This window comes from Flavobacterium sp., from assembly GCF_044360715.1.
Classification (GTDB): domain Bacteria; phylum Bacteroidota; class Bacteroidia; order Flavobacteriales; family Flavobacteriaceae; genus Flavobacterium.
In genome coordinates, this window is record NZ_JBIKJY010000011.1 from 59,149 (window position 1) to 74,512 (window position 15,364).

17 protein-coding genes and 1 tRNA gene are annotated in these 15,364 nt (G+C 31.3%); 8 read left to right on the top strand and 10 right to left on the bottom strand.

All coding sequences use genetic code 11. The features are described from left to right. Positions 1–70 precede the first annotated feature (70 nt). From ACIQ16_RS05430 to ACIQ16_RS05445, 4 genes are all read right to left on the bottom strand, one after another. Positions 71–658 carry a non-canonical purine NTP diphosphatase gene (locus tag ACIQ16_RS05430; RefSeq protein WP_396149393.1) on the bottom strand — a complete coding sequence of 196 codons (588 nt, stop codon included), beginning with the start codon at positions 656–658 and terminating at the stop codon, positions 71–73. 105 nt (positions 659–763) lie between these two features. Continuing rightward, positions 764–1,801 carry a quinone-dependent dihydroorotate dehydrogenase gene (locus ACIQ16_RS05435; protein ID WP_396149395.1) on the bottom strand — a complete coding sequence of 346 codons (1,038 nt, stop codon included), beginning with the start codon at positions 1,799–1,801 and terminating at the stop codon, positions 764–766. 124 nt (positions 1,802–1,925) lie between these two features. Continuing rightward, positions 1,926–2,321, bottom strand: a complete 396-nt coding sequence (locus ACIQ16_RS05440; RefSeq protein ID WP_353148711.1) for a biopolymer transporter ExbD — start codon at positions 2,319–2,321, stop codon at positions 1,926–1,928. After that, on the bottom strand, positions 2,311–3,021 hold the full coding sequence (locus tag ACIQ16_RS05445) for a MotA/TolQ/ExbB proton channel family protein (RefSeq protein WP_396149397.1): 711 nt from the start codon (positions 3,019–3,021) through the stop codon (positions 2,311–2,313). Before ACIQ16_RS05445 ends, ACIQ16_RS05440 begins: the two co-directional genes overlap by 11 nt. 125 nt (positions 3,022–3,146) lie before the next feature. Between ACIQ16_RS05445 and ACIQ16_RS05450 the strand changes: the two genes are divergently transcribed. The 3 genes from ACIQ16_RS05450 to ACIQ16_RS05460 all read left to right on the top strand — a co-directional run bounded on the left by ACIQ16_RS05450 (position 3,147) and on the right by ACIQ16_RS05460 (position 5,608). After that, a complete protein-coding gene (locus tag ACIQ16_RS05450; protein ID WP_396149399.1) occupies positions 3,147–4,361 on the top strand; it encodes a bifunctional folylpolyglutamate synthase/dihydrofolate synthase in 1,215 nt (404 codons plus the stop codon). Positions 4,362–4,440: 79 nt separating this feature from the next. Next, positions 4,441–4,515 (top strand) — tRNA-Val (locus tag ACIQ16_RS05455). A gap of 355 nt (positions 4,516–4,870) precedes the next feature. After that, a complete protein-coding gene (locus tag ACIQ16_RS05460; protein ID WP_396149401.1) occupies positions 4,871–5,608 on the top strand; it encodes a hypothetical protein in 738 nt (245 codons plus the stop codon). A gap of 70 nt (positions 5,609–5,678) precedes the next feature. Here the strand turns inward: ACIQ16_RS05460 and ACIQ16_RS05465 are convergent, their stop codons facing one another. The 3 genes from ACIQ16_RS05465 to ACIQ16_RS05475 all read right to left on the bottom strand — a co-directional run bounded on the left by ACIQ16_RS05465 (position 5,679) and on the right by ACIQ16_RS05475 (position 8,114). Further along, complete coding sequence (locus ACIQ16_RS05465; RefSeq protein ID WP_396149403.1) at positions 5,679–6,134, bottom strand: hypothetical protein; 456 nt, start codon at positions 6,132–6,134, stop codon at positions 5,679–5,681. Between the two features lie 6 nt (positions 6,135–6,140). Next, positions 6,141–7,421, bottom strand: a complete 1,281-nt coding sequence (gene rocD, locus ACIQ16_RS05470; protein ID WP_396149405.1) for an ornithine--oxo-acid transaminase — start codon at positions 7,419–7,421, stop codon at positions 6,141–6,143. Positions 7,422–7,571: 150 nt separating this feature from the next. Continuing rightward, entirely contained in the window at positions 7,572–8,114 is a 543-nt protein-coding gene (locus tag ACIQ16_RS05475) for a DUF1697 domain-containing protein (protein WP_396149407.1), read from the bottom strand. Positions 8,115–8,183: 69 nt separating this feature from the next. On the opposite strand from ACIQ16_RS05475, the gene rlmD reads away from it, so the two are divergent. From rlmD to ACIQ16_RS05490, 3 genes are read left to right on the top strand one after another with little or no spacing between them, the layout of a single operon-like run. Then, positions 8,184–9,596, top strand: coding sequence for a 23S rRNA (uracil(1939)-C(5))-methyltransferase RlmD (rlmD, locus tag ACIQ16_RS05480; RefSeq protein ID WP_396149409.1), 1,413 nt, complete (start codon positions 8,184–8,186; stop codon positions 9,594–9,596). Between the two features lie 3 nt (positions 9,597–9,599). Next, entirely contained in the window at positions 9,600–10,094 is a 495-nt protein-coding gene (locus ACIQ16_RS05485; protein ID WP_396149411.1) for a DUF6452 family protein, read from the top strand. Further along, a complete protein-coding gene (locus ACIQ16_RS05490; RefSeq protein ID WP_396149413.1) occupies positions 10,066–10,791 on the top strand; it encodes a DUF6048 family protein in 726 nt (241 codons plus the stop codon). The genes ACIQ16_RS05485 and ACIQ16_RS05490 overlap by 29 nt, the downstream gene beginning before the upstream one ends. A 64-nt stretch (positions 10,792–10,855) precedes the next feature. Here the strand turns inward: ACIQ16_RS05490 and ACIQ16_RS05495 are convergent, their stop codons facing one another. Both ACIQ16_RS05495 and ACIQ16_RS05500 read right to left on the bottom strand, forming a co-directional pair. Further along, complete coding sequence (locus tag ACIQ16_RS05495; RefSeq protein WP_396149415.1) at positions 10,856–11,089, bottom strand: hypothetical protein; 234 nt, start codon at positions 11,087–11,089, stop codon at positions 10,856–10,858. Between the two features lie 30 nt (positions 11,090–11,119). Beyond that, positions 11,120–12,280: a class I SAM-dependent RNA methyltransferase gene (locus ACIQ16_RS05500; protein WP_396149417.1), complete on the bottom strand. Its 1,161-nt coding sequence runs from the start codon at positions 12,278–12,280 to the stop codon at positions 11,120–11,122. A 194-nt stretch (positions 12,281–12,474) separates the two neighbouring features. Between ACIQ16_RS05500 and ACIQ16_RS05505 the strand changes: the two genes are divergently transcribed. Both ACIQ16_RS05505 and ACIQ16_RS05510 read left to right on the top strand, forming a co-directional pair. Continuing rightward, a complete protein-coding gene (locus ACIQ16_RS05505; RefSeq protein ID WP_396149419.1) occupies positions 12,475–13,218 on the top strand; it encodes a class I SAM-dependent methyltransferase in 744 nt (247 codons plus the stop codon). Further along, positions 13,218–13,931 carry a ZIP family metal transporter gene (locus tag ACIQ16_RS05510; RefSeq protein ID WP_396149421.1) on the top strand — a complete coding sequence of 238 codons (714 nt, stop codon included), beginning with the start codon at positions 13,218–13,220 and terminating at the stop codon, positions 13,929–13,931. Before ACIQ16_RS05505 ends, ACIQ16_RS05510 begins: the two co-directional genes overlap by 1 nt. A gap of 19 nt (positions 13,932–13,950) precedes the next feature. Here the strand turns inward: ACIQ16_RS05510 and ACIQ16_RS05515 are convergent, their stop codons facing one another. Further along, complete coding sequence (locus ACIQ16_RS05515; RefSeq protein ID WP_396149423.1) at positions 13,951–15,168, bottom strand: glycosyltransferase family 4 protein; 1,218 nt, start codon at positions 15,166–15,168, stop codon at positions 13,951–13,953. Positions 15,169–15,364 lie beyond the last annotated feature (196 nt).

Sequence of the window (15,364 nt, forward strand, 5' to 3'; positions counted from 1 at the left end):
GATTAAACTAATTTGTTTTTAATTGATTTTCAGAAAGTTACGATAAAGTAATAGCTTTTTAACAATGAATTTACAGTTGCTCAGATAAATTAGATAAGAAATTTATCAATTTTTGAACTGCAATTCCTCTGTGACTAATTACAGTTTTTTGCTCCATAGTCATTTCTGCAAAAGTAGCGGAAAAACCTTCAGGTTGAAAAATTGGATCGTATCCAAAGCCTTGATTTCCTGACTTTTCCAAAGTAATTTCACCTTTTACTATACCTTCAAATAAATGTTGTTGGTTATTAATATTCAACGCGATAATGGTTTTGAATTGAGCTTTTCTATTGGTTTTAGATGCTAATTTCTGTAAGACCAAATCCATATTGTCTTCAGCATTCTTTTGTTCACCAGCATAACGAGCTGAATACACGCCAGGTTCGTTATTTAGACTTTCGATTTCCAAACCTGTATCGTCAGCAAAACACGGTAAACCAAAATTTTCAGTAACATAATTGGCTTTCAAAATAGCATTGCCTTCAATAGTTTCAGCCGTTTCCGGAATATCCACAAAGCAACCAATATCTTCTAATGAGACAATTTGAAATTGCGCACCGACTTGTTGCTGAATTTCAGCAATTTTGTTTTTATTGTTGGATGCGAAGACTAATTTCATATGTTGGGTACGCAGATTTAAATGGATTTAACCGATGTTTATTTAAACACAGATTGGAGAAATTATATAAATTTTTAAAATTTCTTTAATCTGTGTTGCAAAATATTATTGCAATTTCAATATTTTGTTATTAATATCTGTTATCAATTGCGGTCCTTCGTAAATGAAACCAGTATATAATTGCACTAAACTCGCTCCAGCGTTTAATTTTTCGATAGCATCATCGGCAGAATGAATACCTCCTACTCCGATAATTGGGAAGGATTTATTGCTTTTTTCTGATAAAAATCTAATTACTTCTGTAGAACGCTTCGTTAATGGTTTGCCAGATAATCCGCCCATTTCCTCTTTATTTTCAGAAGTTAATCCGTCACGAGAAATAGTGGTGTTGGTTGCTATTACACCTGCGATTTTAGTTTCGTTTACAATATCAATAATATCTTCTAATTGCTCGTTAGTTAAATCGGGTGCGATTTTTAAAAGAATTGGTTTCCCATTCGACAAGCTCAGGGTAACAGCTTTTTGATCATTCAAATCTTGCAACGTCTGTAATAATTTTGTCAATGGCTCTTTTTCTTGTAGCTCGCGAAGATTTGGTGTGTTTGGCGAACTTACGTTGACTACAAAATAATCTACATAATCATATAAAGTTTCAAAACAAATTTCGTAATCTTTTGTTGCGTCTTCGTTTGGAGTAATTTTATTTTTCCCAATATTTCCACCAATTAAAACACCATTATTTTTCTTTAGTCTTAAAATTGCTGCTTCTACTCCACCATTATTAAATCCCATTCGATTAATAATTGCTGAATCGGATTTTAAACGAAATAATCTTTTCTTAGGATTTCCGTCTTGTGGTTTTGGAGTTAGCGTTCCAATTTCAATAAAACCAAATCCAAAATCTGATAATTCATTGAATAGTTTCGCATCTTTATCAAATCCTGCAGCTAATCCGACAGGGTTTTTAAATTTCAATCCGAAAACTTCTCTTTCTAATCGTTTGTCTTCGACTACATAAATCGCTTTTATAATTGAAGTTACAAATGGAATTTTAGAGATGAATTTCACCAATGAAAAGGTTAAATAATGCACTTTTTCAGGATCGAAACAGAATAATATAGGACGTAAAAGTAATTTATACATAATGTGAATGTGTTGTTCTGCAAAAGTAATTTTTAAAGACAGATTACACAAATTTTCGCAAATTAAAATAGGAAACAAAAAAACCACTAAAATTATTAGTGGTTAGTTACTTAGTTATAAAAATTTATTTCGGATTAGTAGCAATCACAAACTTCAAATTGTTCTTCACGCCTATTTGAAGGACATCCACTAAATCTTGCACCTGTAAATTAAACGGAATTCGAACCACAACGGTTTGTTCTTTATCTGTACCAATTTTAGCTAACAATTCTTTTTCCAATTCTTCAAAACTAACAGGTTGTTTATCAATAAAAAACGCTTTGTCTTCCGTTACAGAAATACTTATAAATTGTTTATTTGTTTTTTCGTTTGTTTTCGATTTTGGCAACGTCATTTTAATTACATTTGGATTCGCCAATGTAGAGATGATTAGAAAAAACAACAGCAAGAAGAACATGATGTCACTCATTGATGACGCATGTACTTCTGCATGAAAACGTCTGTTTCTTTTAATTGCCATTTGGTCGCTGAATTATGTTTACAAATTCCAATACTTGCTTTTGAACATTTAACATAAAATGGTCAATTTTCCCATTCAATAAATGGTAACCTGCGTAAGCAATTAAGCCTACGATAAGTCCAGCTCCAGAAGAAATCATTTTTTCGTATAACCCTCCAGAAATATTTCCAATACTAATGTTTTCCGTTATAGAAATGCTATAGAAAATTTTAATTACACCCGAAATCGTTCCTACGAAACCTAAAGTAGGCGCCATACCAGCAATTAAACCTAATTGTCCCATTTTACGTTCCATCTCGCCTAATTCAATTTGAGCCATACGTTCCATATTCGATTCAATTTCAGAAATAGGTCTTCCAATGGTTAAAATCCCTTCTTTTACTACTCTAGCTGTAGCATTATTTACACGTTCTGCAGCACCTACAGCTAAATTTATATTGCCACCGATTAAATGTGTACGCACTTCTTTAAGAAGAAAATCGTCATTTTTTGTCGTTTTAGTGATATACAAATACCTTTCTACTATCAAATAAATGGTATAAATCATCAAAATAATAATTGGGATTAAGAAAAAACCACCTTTTAAAATGAATTCAAAAACCGATATTCCTTCGTTAACAGTTGGTGTGTTTGTATCTGCCACATTTGTTACAGCTTGTGCAACAGTATCTACAGAGGTTTGTAAAAAAAATCCGATCATAAGTAATACTATTCTTAATTAATTTTTTGAAATTTGCACTAAAGATACATTTTTCTATAAAGTATAAAACTAAAAAAAGAAGATTTTATTTTACAGAAGAAGAAATTTTTTACAACTAACTAAAAATGACCTATAAAGAATCCATAAATTGGCTATTTAACCAACTACCGATGTTTCAAAACATAGGTGCATCAGCTTATAAAGAAGACTTAACAAATATCTTAGTACTGACCAAATATTTACACAATCCCGAATTAGACTTCAAATCTATACACGTAGCAGGTACGAATGGAAAAGGTTCAACAAGTAGTATGATTGCCTCTGTATTTATGGAAGCCGGTTATAAAGTTGGCTTATACACGTCACCACATTTGAAGGATTTCAGAGAACGAATTACAATAAATGGAAAAAAAATATCTAAAAATTATGTACATAAATTTATTTTAAATCATAAGTTGTTTTTTGAGAAAACCGAATTAAGTTTTTTTGAAATGACAGTTGGATTAGCCTACCAATATTTTTCAGATAAAAAAGTAGACATAGCGATAATTGAAGTTGGAATGGGAGGCCGATTAGATGCTACAAATAGCATTACACCTTTACTTTCAGTAATTACAAATATCGGAAAAGATCACACACAATTTTTAGGTGATACTTTAGAAAAAATTGCCTTTGAAAAAGCGGGCATCATAAAACAGAATATTCCAGTTGTAATTGGAGAATATACTTCTGAGACTAAACCCGTATTTTTAAGTGTAGCAAAACAAAATCATTCAGAAATGCATTTTGCACAAGATGGAAATCATCCAAATTATCCTTGTGGCCTTTTGGGCGATTATCAAATAAAGAACAAAAAAACGGTTATCGAAGTATTTCGAAATTTGAAATCCAATTTCAATATTTCAGAAGAAAATATAAAAAACGGAATTGCAAATGTAGTACTCAATACCCATTTACAAGGAAGATGGCAAATTTTACAAGAAAATCCAAAAGTGATTTGCGATACGGCACACAACGCACACGGACTGGAATTGGTTATAAATCAATTAAAAAAAGAAACTTACAATCAATTGCACATAGTTTTAGGAGTCGTAAATGATAAAGATTTAGATGCCATTTTACCATTATTTCCAAAAAATGCCAATTATTATTTTTGTAAACCAAAAAACGAACGTGGTTTAAATGCAAAGACACTTCAAGATAAAGCAAAATCATTTCAACTTTTCGGAAACACATATACCTCTATTTCAAAAGCTTACAAAGCGGCATTAGAAAAATCATCTGATAAAGATTTGATTTTTATTGGTGGTAGCAACTTTGTAGTTTCAGAAATAATATAATTTTTTTGTTTTTTTATTTGCAAATACCGAAAACAGATGTATATTTGCACTCGCAATATGAAAGTAGCGCGTTTTATTGGGGCAATTAGCTCAGCTGGTTCAGAGCACCTCGTTTACACCGAGGGGGTCGGGGGTTCGAACCCCTCATTGCCCACTTATTAAATCCTACAGAAATGTAGGATTTTTTTTATGCTCTTTATTTACTTATTATTAATACAAAATTAACCTTCAAGAAACGTTATTTTAAAAAAAAATAACAAATTCCTCTATTTTTGTTAACAAAATATACTTTTATCAGAAATATACTTTTCAGAAAATGTTAATAACTATGTCGCTAAAAAATACATTTTTCTGAAAAATACTATATTTACAACGTTTTCGTAAATATTTGATTTTCAATATTGTTGAAAAAAAATGTTAATATAAATGTTAATAACCTCAAAAAAAAGTGTTATTATTCAAAAAAAACTTTTTATATTTGCCTCATAACTTTTAAAAATAAACAAATTATGAAAAAAGTATTACTAACTGCTGCGGCAGTATTATCATTAACTTTTGTTAATGCGCAAGATTTAAAATCTAAAAAAGGAGAAGCTTATTTACCAGTTGCTGGAGATTGGGCTGTTAGTTTTAATGCTGATGGAATTTTCGAATATGCAGGTAATGCATTTAATGGAAATACCAATAATTCAGCTCCTTCTGTAGATTTTGTAACAAACAATGCATTTGTAGGAAAAAAATTCATTACAGACAAAATGGCTTACAGAGTAGTAGCTAATTTAGGATTTGGTGCAAGTAATGACAAAATTCCAGCTGGTGCAAATATGACAGAGAACAAAAATTCAGGATTTGACTTAACGGCAGGTTTAGGAAAAGAATGGAGAAAAGGTTCTACTCGTCTTCAAGGATTTTATGGTGCAGATGCTTTAATTAACGTAAGCTCTAGAAGTACTGAATCTACAGTAACAACTTCAACTGGAACTTTCGTAAGTAGCACAGAAAACAAATCTGGATTAGGATTAGGATTAGGCGTTCAAGGTTTCTTAGGAGCTGAATATTTCATCTTCCCTAAATTTGCTATTGGTGCACAATACACTTACAGAGTAGGATTTGATGTACAAGGTAAATCTGAAACAACAACTAAATTAGGAACTGCAGCTGCTGTAACTACAGAAGGTGGTACAAGTTCAGATTTCGGATTTGGCAATGTTGGAATTACTTCAATCAACTTGACGTTACATTTCTAAGATTTTAATTAAAATACAAAAACCGACTTATTTAATTATAAGTCGGTTTTTTTATGTTTACTATTTTCTCCTAACTTAAAGTAGAAAGAATTCCTCCTAAAATAGCAAAGACAAAAATAAAGCCATACAAGGAAACTAAAATTAAAGTAAATATTCCTAAAAATTTATGGTGCGATTTTAAATTTTCTAAACCATCTGTTAATAATTGTTTGTTTTTTGAATGTAATGCTGCACTTGTTTTAGTAGCGTATTGATACAAATAATACACCGGGAAAAAATAAATAGCTGCAAAAAGCACATAAATTATCGAGAAAACCGACATTGAAAAAGGCAATTCAGGCATAGTAGAAGCGCCCATAGCACTAAAGCCAATAGCCATAAAAAGACTAACTAATACCATTAAACCAATGCCTATAAAACCAATAATAGCCATAAATTTTGACCATTTGGCACTTTCCTGTAAAAATCCAACTGCAGCAGTAGTCAGCTGATTTTCGAAATTTCCTGTTTGTTTTTCGTTTTCCATAATTAATTAATTTTCAAATTCTTTTAATGTATTCGTAATAATAGACACACAATCTAATAATTGTGTTTCTGTCATCACTAATGGTGGTGCAAAACGAATAATGTTACCGTGCGTTGGTTTCGCTAATAATCCGTTTTCAGCTAATTTCATACAAATATTCCAAGCTGTTTCACTTTCTTCGGTGTCATTAATAACAATAGCATTTAACAAACCTTTTCCACGAACTAATGTTGCAATAGATGAAGTTTGAATGTATTTGTTTAATTCTTCTCTAAATATTTTTCCTAATTTACGGGCATTTTGTGATAAATTTTCTTCTGAAACCACATCTAATGCTGCCATAGCCACAACAGCCGCCACTGGATTTCCACCAAAAGTAGAACCGTGTTGTCCAGGTTTAATCACATTCATAATTTCATTATTTGCTAAAACTGCCGAAACTGGATACGCACCTCCAGAAATTGCTTTTCCTAATATTAAAATATCAGGTTGCACATACGTGCTTTGTTTTTCACAAGCTTTTTCGCAAGTGCAGTTTCCACAAACAGCTAATAAAGAACCAGTTCTTGCAATACCTGTTTGTACTTCGTCTGCAATAAATAACACATTATATTTAGTACATAATGCTTTAGCTTTGGCTATATAATCTTCAGACGGCACATAAACGCCCGCCTCACCTTGAATTGGTTCGACTAAAAATCCAGCAATATTTGGCGAAGACGAAATTGCTTTTTCTAAAGCTTCAATGTCGTCATAAGGTATTTTTATAAATCCATCTGTAAAAGGTCCGAAATTTTTTCGTGCATTTTCATCATTTGAAAACGAAATTATAGTAGTGGTTCTTCCGTGAAAGTTATTTTCACACACAATAATTTGTGCTGCATTTTCGCTTATTCCCTTTTTTTCATATGCCCATTTTCTACAAATTTTTAAAGCCGTTTCTACTGCTTCAGCACCAGTATTCATTGGTAAAACCTTATCAAAACCAAAATAATTGGTTACATACTTTTCATACACACCAAGCTTATCATTATAAAACGCTCTCGATGTTAAGGTAAGTGTTTGTGCTTGTTCCATCATTGCTCCAACAATTTTTGGATGACAATGTCCTTGATTTACTGCTGAATAGGCTGATAAAAAATCGTAATATTTTTTTCCTTCTACATCCCAAACAAAAACCCCTTCTCCTTTATTTAATACTACAGGTAACGGGTGGTAATTGTGAGCACCGTGTTGGTCTTCCAAAGCAATAATTTCTGCTGGATTCATTTTTTCTAAAAGTGACATGATTAATTTTTATTGATTGTCAAATCGCAATTCCTACTTATTGGAGAGAAATCATCCTTAATTTACAAAAGTAACAAAAAACAAATTCCAAATTCCAAAAAGAGAAATTAAGTTTGGAATTTGAGTTTTGGGTTTTGGTATTTGAAATTTCTAACCGTTATACATCTCTAATAACTTTGTAACTGTATTCCAGTTTCTTATGGTAGCCACCACGTTTAATTTTTTTTCTATGTATTTCTGGTCTAAATTGGTTTTTCCAGCACCAATTGCATATTTAATATAAATTCTATTACCATCAATAGTCGCTTCATCTGGTTTAAAATTACTTATTTTCAAGTCGTTTATAGCTGCAGCTGTCAATTCTTTAGAAATAAAAGCCACATATAATTTTTTAACATCGCATTCTTTTTCTTTCAAATACGGATTATTCTTAAAACATAATTCTAAATCCGTTTTAGAAACCATAATAACAGGAACATCATAGCCAAATACTTTTGAAATTTCTTGTTTAATTTTAAAGCCTATACCTGCCGCATTCTCTTCTTCCGATTCCAAAAAAACATTACCCGATTGAATGTACGTTTCTACATTTTGAAATCCCATATTTTCGAGCATTTTTTTCAAGGCATCCATTTTTATCATGTTATGTCCCGATACGTTTATACCTCGTAAAAGCGCCAAATATTTTATCATTACTCTAAAATTTTGTTATAAAAGTAAAATAATTTATCTAATCCGCATAACAATTCTTATTTTTGCGTCATGGGAAAAAAGAGAACAGAAAGAATCGTATTCAAAAACGTACAAATCCTTGATGCAGGTGCAAAAGGTGTATCGGTAGCAAAAGCGCCAGATGGTAAAGTAATTTTTATTCCGAATGTGGTTCCAGGTGATGTGGCCGACATTCAAACTATGAAAAAACGAAAAGCATTTTATGAGGGTAAAGCCATAAAAATTCACGAATTTTCAGAACACCGAACAGAAGCAATTTGCGAACATTTTGGTGTTTGCGGCGGGTGTAAATGGCAAAATATGAAGTACAGCCAACAATTGCATTACAAACAAAACGAAGTATACAATAATTTGAAACGCATTGGGAAAATTGAAATGCCCGAATTTGAATCCATTTTAGGTTCGGAAAAGCAATTTTTCTACAGAAATAAAATGGAATTTGGTTTTTCATCAACAAGATGGATGACACCTGAAGAAGTGGCTTCAGGAGCCGAATTAGACAATAAAAACGCGGTAGGATTTCATATTCCGAGAATGTGGGATAAAATTTTAGACATCACGAAATGTCATTTACAAGAAGATCCGTCAAACGATATTAGAAATGAAATTCGACGATTTGCGAATGAAAACAACTTGTCATTTTATAACCCTCGAACCAACGAAGGTTTACTGAGAACATTAATGATTCGTACCGCTTCAACAGGTGAATTAATGATTTTAATTCAGTTTTTTGAAAATAATAAATCGGAAATTGAATTAATGATGCAGTTTTTAGCTGAACGTTTTCCAGAAACTACTTCATTACAATATGTTATCAATCAGAAAATGAACGATACCATTTATGATCAAGATATTATTACTTTTAAAGGTAGAAATTACATTTTAGAAGAAATGGAAGGACTACATTTTAGTATTAATGCCAAATCGTTCTACCAAACCAATTCACAACAAGCGTATGAATTATATGCCATTACACGAGATTTTGCAGGACTTACAGGAAACGAATTAGTGTATGATTTATATACAGGAACAGGAACAATTGCCCAATTTGTATCGAAAAAAGCTAAAAAAGTAATTGGTGTAGAAGCGGTTCCTGAAGCAATTGCTGATGCAAAAGAAAATGCCAACAGAAATAACATTACAAATTGCGAATTTTTTGTTGGTGATATGAAAAATGTGTTTAATGATGATTTCATCAACACACACGGACATCCAGATGTAGTAATTACCGATCCTCCACGAGATGGAATGCATAAAGACGTTGTCGCACAATTATTAAAAATTGGAGCCGAAAAAATAGTATATGTAAGTTGTAATTCGGCAACACAAGCTCGTGATTTGGCTTTGTTAGATGAAATGTACAAAGTTAAACGAGTGCGACCAGTAGATATGTTTCCGCAAACGCATCACGTTGAAAATGTTGTACTTTTAGAAAAAAGATAAGATATGAAACAACTATTTCTATTACTATTACTTAGCGTTTGCTTTTCGAGTTGCGAAAAAGACGATATTTGCGATGCTAATACCCCAACTACACCAAAAGTTGTGATAGAATTTTACGATGTTGCCAATCCAACAACGCTTAACAACGTAACTAATTTAGGTGTAATTGCTCCAGGATTTACAAATGGTTTTGGATTTACTGCCACAAGCAGAATAAAAGTGCCACTAAAAACGTTTCAAGATACTTCAATTTTACATTTCATTCAAAATGGAAGCATTGACCCAATAACAGACGATAATTTAGACGAAATTACTTTTAATTACAGTAGAAAAACAGTTTTTGTTTCTCGTGCCTGTGGTTATAAAACGTTGTTTACACTAAATACTACTAACCCAATAACAGTAACACCTGATTCAAACAATTGGATTCAAAACGTTATTGTTTCACAACCAAATATTGAAAACGAAGATGAAACACATATTAAAATATATTTTTAGTCTACTTTTTATGCTGCTGTTTTCAGAAAATGGATTAGCTCAAGAAAAAGATACTTTAAAAATTCCTCAACGTTATGGTTTACGATTGGGAATTGATGTACATCGATTGACAAAATCGTTATATAACGACAATTATAAAGGTTTAGAATTAGTAGGAGATTATAGAATTACTAAGAAATTTTATGCCGCAGGAGAAATAGGTAACGAAGAAAAAACTACAGCAGACGACAACCTAAATTATACAACAAAAGGAACCTATTTTAAAGTAGGTTTTGATTATAACGCCTATGAAAATTGGTTAGATATGGAAAATATGATTTTTATTGGAATGCGTTTTGGCGTAGGAAGTTTTAATCATAAATTAAACAGCTTTACTATTTATCAACCTGGAAATTATTACGGAGTAAACACAAATACATCTGGTCAAGAATTCAACGGACTTTCGGCAAGTTGGTTAGAAGTGGTAAGTGGTTTAAAAGCGGAAATTTTAAATAATTTATATGTCGGATTTTCCTTGCGATTAAATTATTTAATGTCTAATAATGAATCAGAAGGATTTGCTAATTTATATATTCCTGGTTTTAATAAAACTTATGAAAATAGTAAGTTTGGAGCAGGAATTAACTATTCTATAAGTTATTTTATTCCTTTTTATAAAAGCAAAGGAAATTCAAAAACTCCAAAACCCAAAAATTAAAAAATTCCAAATCCCAAACTTGTCGTAAATTTGGAATTTGGAATTTTTATTTTTGGAAATTGAATTATTTTATCTCTTTCACCCCTTTAATAAAAAGCCATTTCATAAATAACTTTTCACCTTCACTGGTTTTAACTACTTGAAATTTTGGGGCTAAAATAGTGGCTATTACAAACGCCGCTAACGGAATTTGCCAACTTGTAAAACCTGTATATGTAGCAACCATAAAACGGAATGCAATGAAAAGGATTAAAAATCCTAACATATTAAATACTAAAGATTTGGTTTGTTTTGACATACTATTATTATTTTTTTTATTATAAACTAATTATTCATTGACCTGAAATTTTGTTCGCTTGCTTCCTGCATACATTTCGTATTTTACGAAACGCGCTTCTAACTTTCCATTAAATAATTTTATTTTTCTACTTGGACGTAATCCTACAAATTTTAAGGCTTCCAAATTCGCAGTAATAAACCAAGCATTTGTTCCTGGATAATTTTGCTTCATCGTATCGCCAATTTCTCTATAAAATCGTTCCATTTCTATATTCAAACGTTCCCCATAAGGCGGATTGAAAACCATATGCAACGGTCCTTCTACTTCTTTCTCAGATTGAAAGAAATCGGCTTGTTTGATAGTTACGTAATCATCTAAATTGGAGTTTTTTATATTGTCTTTCGCTTTTTCAACAGCACTCGGTGCTTTATCGCATCCAACAATTGTATAATGAAATTCTCTTGTTTTTTTAAATAACGATTCTAAAACTTTATCAAATAATTCCGAATCCCAATCTGGCCATCTTTCAAAAGCAAACTCCTTTCTGTTGATGTTAGCAGGAATATTACACGCAATCATTGCAGCTTCTGCAACAATTGTTCCACTTCCACACATAGGATCTAAAAAATGGGCGTTTCCATCCCAACCAGATAAAATTAACATTCCAGCCGCTAAAACTTCATTAATTGGAGCAATATTAGTAGCAGTTTTATAACCTCGCTGATGTAACGAAACACCAGAAGTATCTAACGAAAGCGTACAAAAATCTCTATCAATATGGATATGAATTCGTAAATCAGGGAAATCTTTATCAATACTTGGACGTTCTCCTGTTTTGGATTTAAATTGATCTACAATCGCATCCTTAACTTTTTGCGCCACAAACTGACTGTGCGTAAATTGTTCTGAATACAAAGTCGTTTCCACAACAAATGATTGTTGCACTTTCAAATAGTCTGACCAATCCACTTTTTGGATGCCATCATACAGCGTTTGTTCATTATACGCCTTAAAAGTATGAATGGGTTTTAGAATTTTTAAAGCCGTACGTAAAGCCAAGTTTGCTTTATACATAAACCCTTTATCACCTTGAAAACTTACACTTCTTGTTCCTTTTATTACATTTTGTGCTCCTAATTGGAACAATTCTTTTTCTAGAATTTCTTCAAAACCAAAAAAAGTTTTGGCAACCATTTTAAAATTTTCCATAGACCTCTTTCCCTCAGAGAGAATTTATAAATTAAATAAATAATTAATAGTCAGAAATTAAACACAGATTTCACAGATTTTCACGAATCATTTTGTGTGAATTTGTGTAATCTGTGTAATCTGTGTTTATAATATTTGCTATTTGTTTGCAAAAATACATTAAATTTGTTGATTCATAATTTCGAAACAGATAAATGTCAAATTCTATAGCAAAAAATTCAGAAAATTGGTTCAGTACTTGGTTTGATTCGCCTTATTATCACATTTTGTATAAAAACAGAAATGAAGAAGAAGCACAAGTTTTTATGGACAATGTTACACACTATCTGAATATGCCAGAAAACGGAACTATATTAGACTTAGCTTGTGGAAAAGGCAGGCATTCCATCTATTTAAACAAATTAGGCTACAACGTAACTGGTGTTGATTTATCCGAAAATAGTATTGCTATTGCTAATGAATCTTCAAATGAATCGTTACGGTTTAAAACACACGATATGCGTGAACCAATGAACGAAACTTATGATGCTGTTTTTAATTTATTTACAAGTTTTGGGTATTTTGACACATATGAAGACAACATCAAAACATTAAAAGCTATAAAAGATAGCATTAACGAATATGGTTTTGGAGTGATTGATTTTTTTAATGTCGATTTTATTATAGAGAATTTAGTAGCGGAAGAAACCAAAGAAATTGATGGCATTACTTTTAACATCAAACGCTTTGTTGAAAATAAGAAAATCATTAAAGAAATTAGATTTGAAGACAAAGGTGAAACTTACAACTTTACCGAAAAAGTTTCAGCATTCACGTTATCAGATTTTGAATCTATGATGGAAGAAGCAGATATTTTCTTATTAGAAATTTTTGGAGATTACAAATTAAGAAAGTTTTACAAAACACAATCAGAACGTTTAATTATGATTTTTAAATAATGAACTACACAATTTACCTTTTTCCTTTACTTTCTGTTATTTTAGGATATATTTTTGCCATATTCTTCGCACCAAAAAGCAAAAATAATTTAAAATTATTATTAGCATTTAGCGGCGCATTTTTATTGTCATTGACCGTTATGCATTTACTTCCAGAAGTTTATCATAGCGAAGAAATAGTAACCGAACCTGGACACGAAGGTCATTTCCATTCAAAAATTGGAATTTTTATTATGATTGGAATTGTGTTTCAAATCATATTAGAATATTTTTCAAAAGGTGCAGAACACGGACATGTTCACGGACATAACAAAATGTCACATATTCCTTGGTTGTTGTTTTTTAGTTTGTGTTTACACGCACTTTTAGAAGGCTTACCCATTAACAAACATCCACATTTGGCCTACGGAATTGCCATTCATCACTTTCCAATTGCTATAATTTTAACCACGTTTTTCAAAAACGCACAATTGAATTCTAAAGCTATTTTATTTTTCATGATTACTTTTGCCTTTATGACACCAATTGGGACATTTTTAGCAGATAATTTGAGTGTTATTACGAATTATTCATCGCAATTATCCGGAATTGTAATTGGGATTTTATTTCATATTTCTTCAACCATCATTTTTGAAAGTAGCGAAGGTCATAAATTCAATTTAGCCAAATTAGTTGTAATTGCTTTAGGAATTTTGTTGGCGAGTTTTATGTAATTTGAAATGAATTAGTAATTTACTTATTCTTTTCTTCAATCCAACGACTCATATATTCTGTACTTCTTAACGTATGAAATTGTAACATTTGTCCAATAAAATTAGCATTTCTATGTAATTCTAAATTAGTTTGAAGTTCATTTAAGACATCCAAAAATTTAGACTTATAAATTGAAAACATAAACTTCTGTTGAATGATTTCATAACCATTTTGTACCGCCTGTTCCCAAATTTCTTGATTGGAGTACAATAAAACCGCTTTTGAAATAAAATCAGAATACTCGTTCACAACAAATCCGTTCCACGGTAGATTATCGCACATAGCTTCCGCTCCAATTGAAGTGGTTACAGATGGCGTTCCGTATTCCATACATTCCAATAATTTCCCTTTTATTCCAGAACCAAAACGGATAGGCGCTAATAAAACTCTTGCAGAACGAATAACTTCTTCAGCACTTTCAGCTCTACCGTGAATTAAAAATCCCTCTTTAGGATTATGTAATTGAAGAACTTTCTGAGTTGGATACGCTCCGTATATATTAAGTTTTGCATTTGGAAGTAATTTTTTTAGTAAAGGCCAAATCTCATTTTTCAAGACTAAAACGGAATCCCAATTTGGTTCGTGATAAAAATTCCCAATAAATACAAAATCTTTTTTAGTTTGAAAATCTGGTTGTTCTGCAATAAATTTTTCAATGCATATTGGCAAATAAAACAAAATAGATTTTGGAACTTGAAAAACAGTTTGCAACAAATGCATTTCATAATCCGAAACCATAAGTGATAAATCACATCTATAAATAGAAGCAATTTCACGTTTAGCTATATCAGAATTGAAATCTAAAGTGTCGAACGAAGTGTTATTCTTAATAGCTTCTTGCCTTGCTTTTCGCAAACAATGTAAATCTTCTGTATCTAATATTTTAATTGCATTTGGCAATACATTTGATACGCGCCAACCAAATTGTTCTTCAACCATAAATCGATCAAATAAAACCAAATTTGGATTAATTTCCTGTAAGTAACCATCAAAAGAACTATCATTAAGCTGAATAAATTGAGTTGTAATACCTAAATCGGCTAAATCAAAACTAAACTCACTAATTGTAGCCGTTGAAGCGTATTCGATACTATAATTTTGAGATAAAAAGAATCGAATTAATTGAAGCATCCTACTTCCCGCTGCAGAAGAATTAGGTTCTACCCAAACCGAACTTATTATTAGTAATTTATTCATACGCAAATATACAAACTTTTATCTAGTGCGTTCCCTTTCAGGTCGTGTGTTCCGTTATATCTTTTTTGGTGTTATTTTTTAAAAAAAAGGATGCCACTTCACCCACTAACGCTTTGGTTTTCATAAGATATATTTTGAGAACACGTCGTACATATAACAAAAAAACCTTCAAGTAAAACTTGAAGGCTTTAATAAA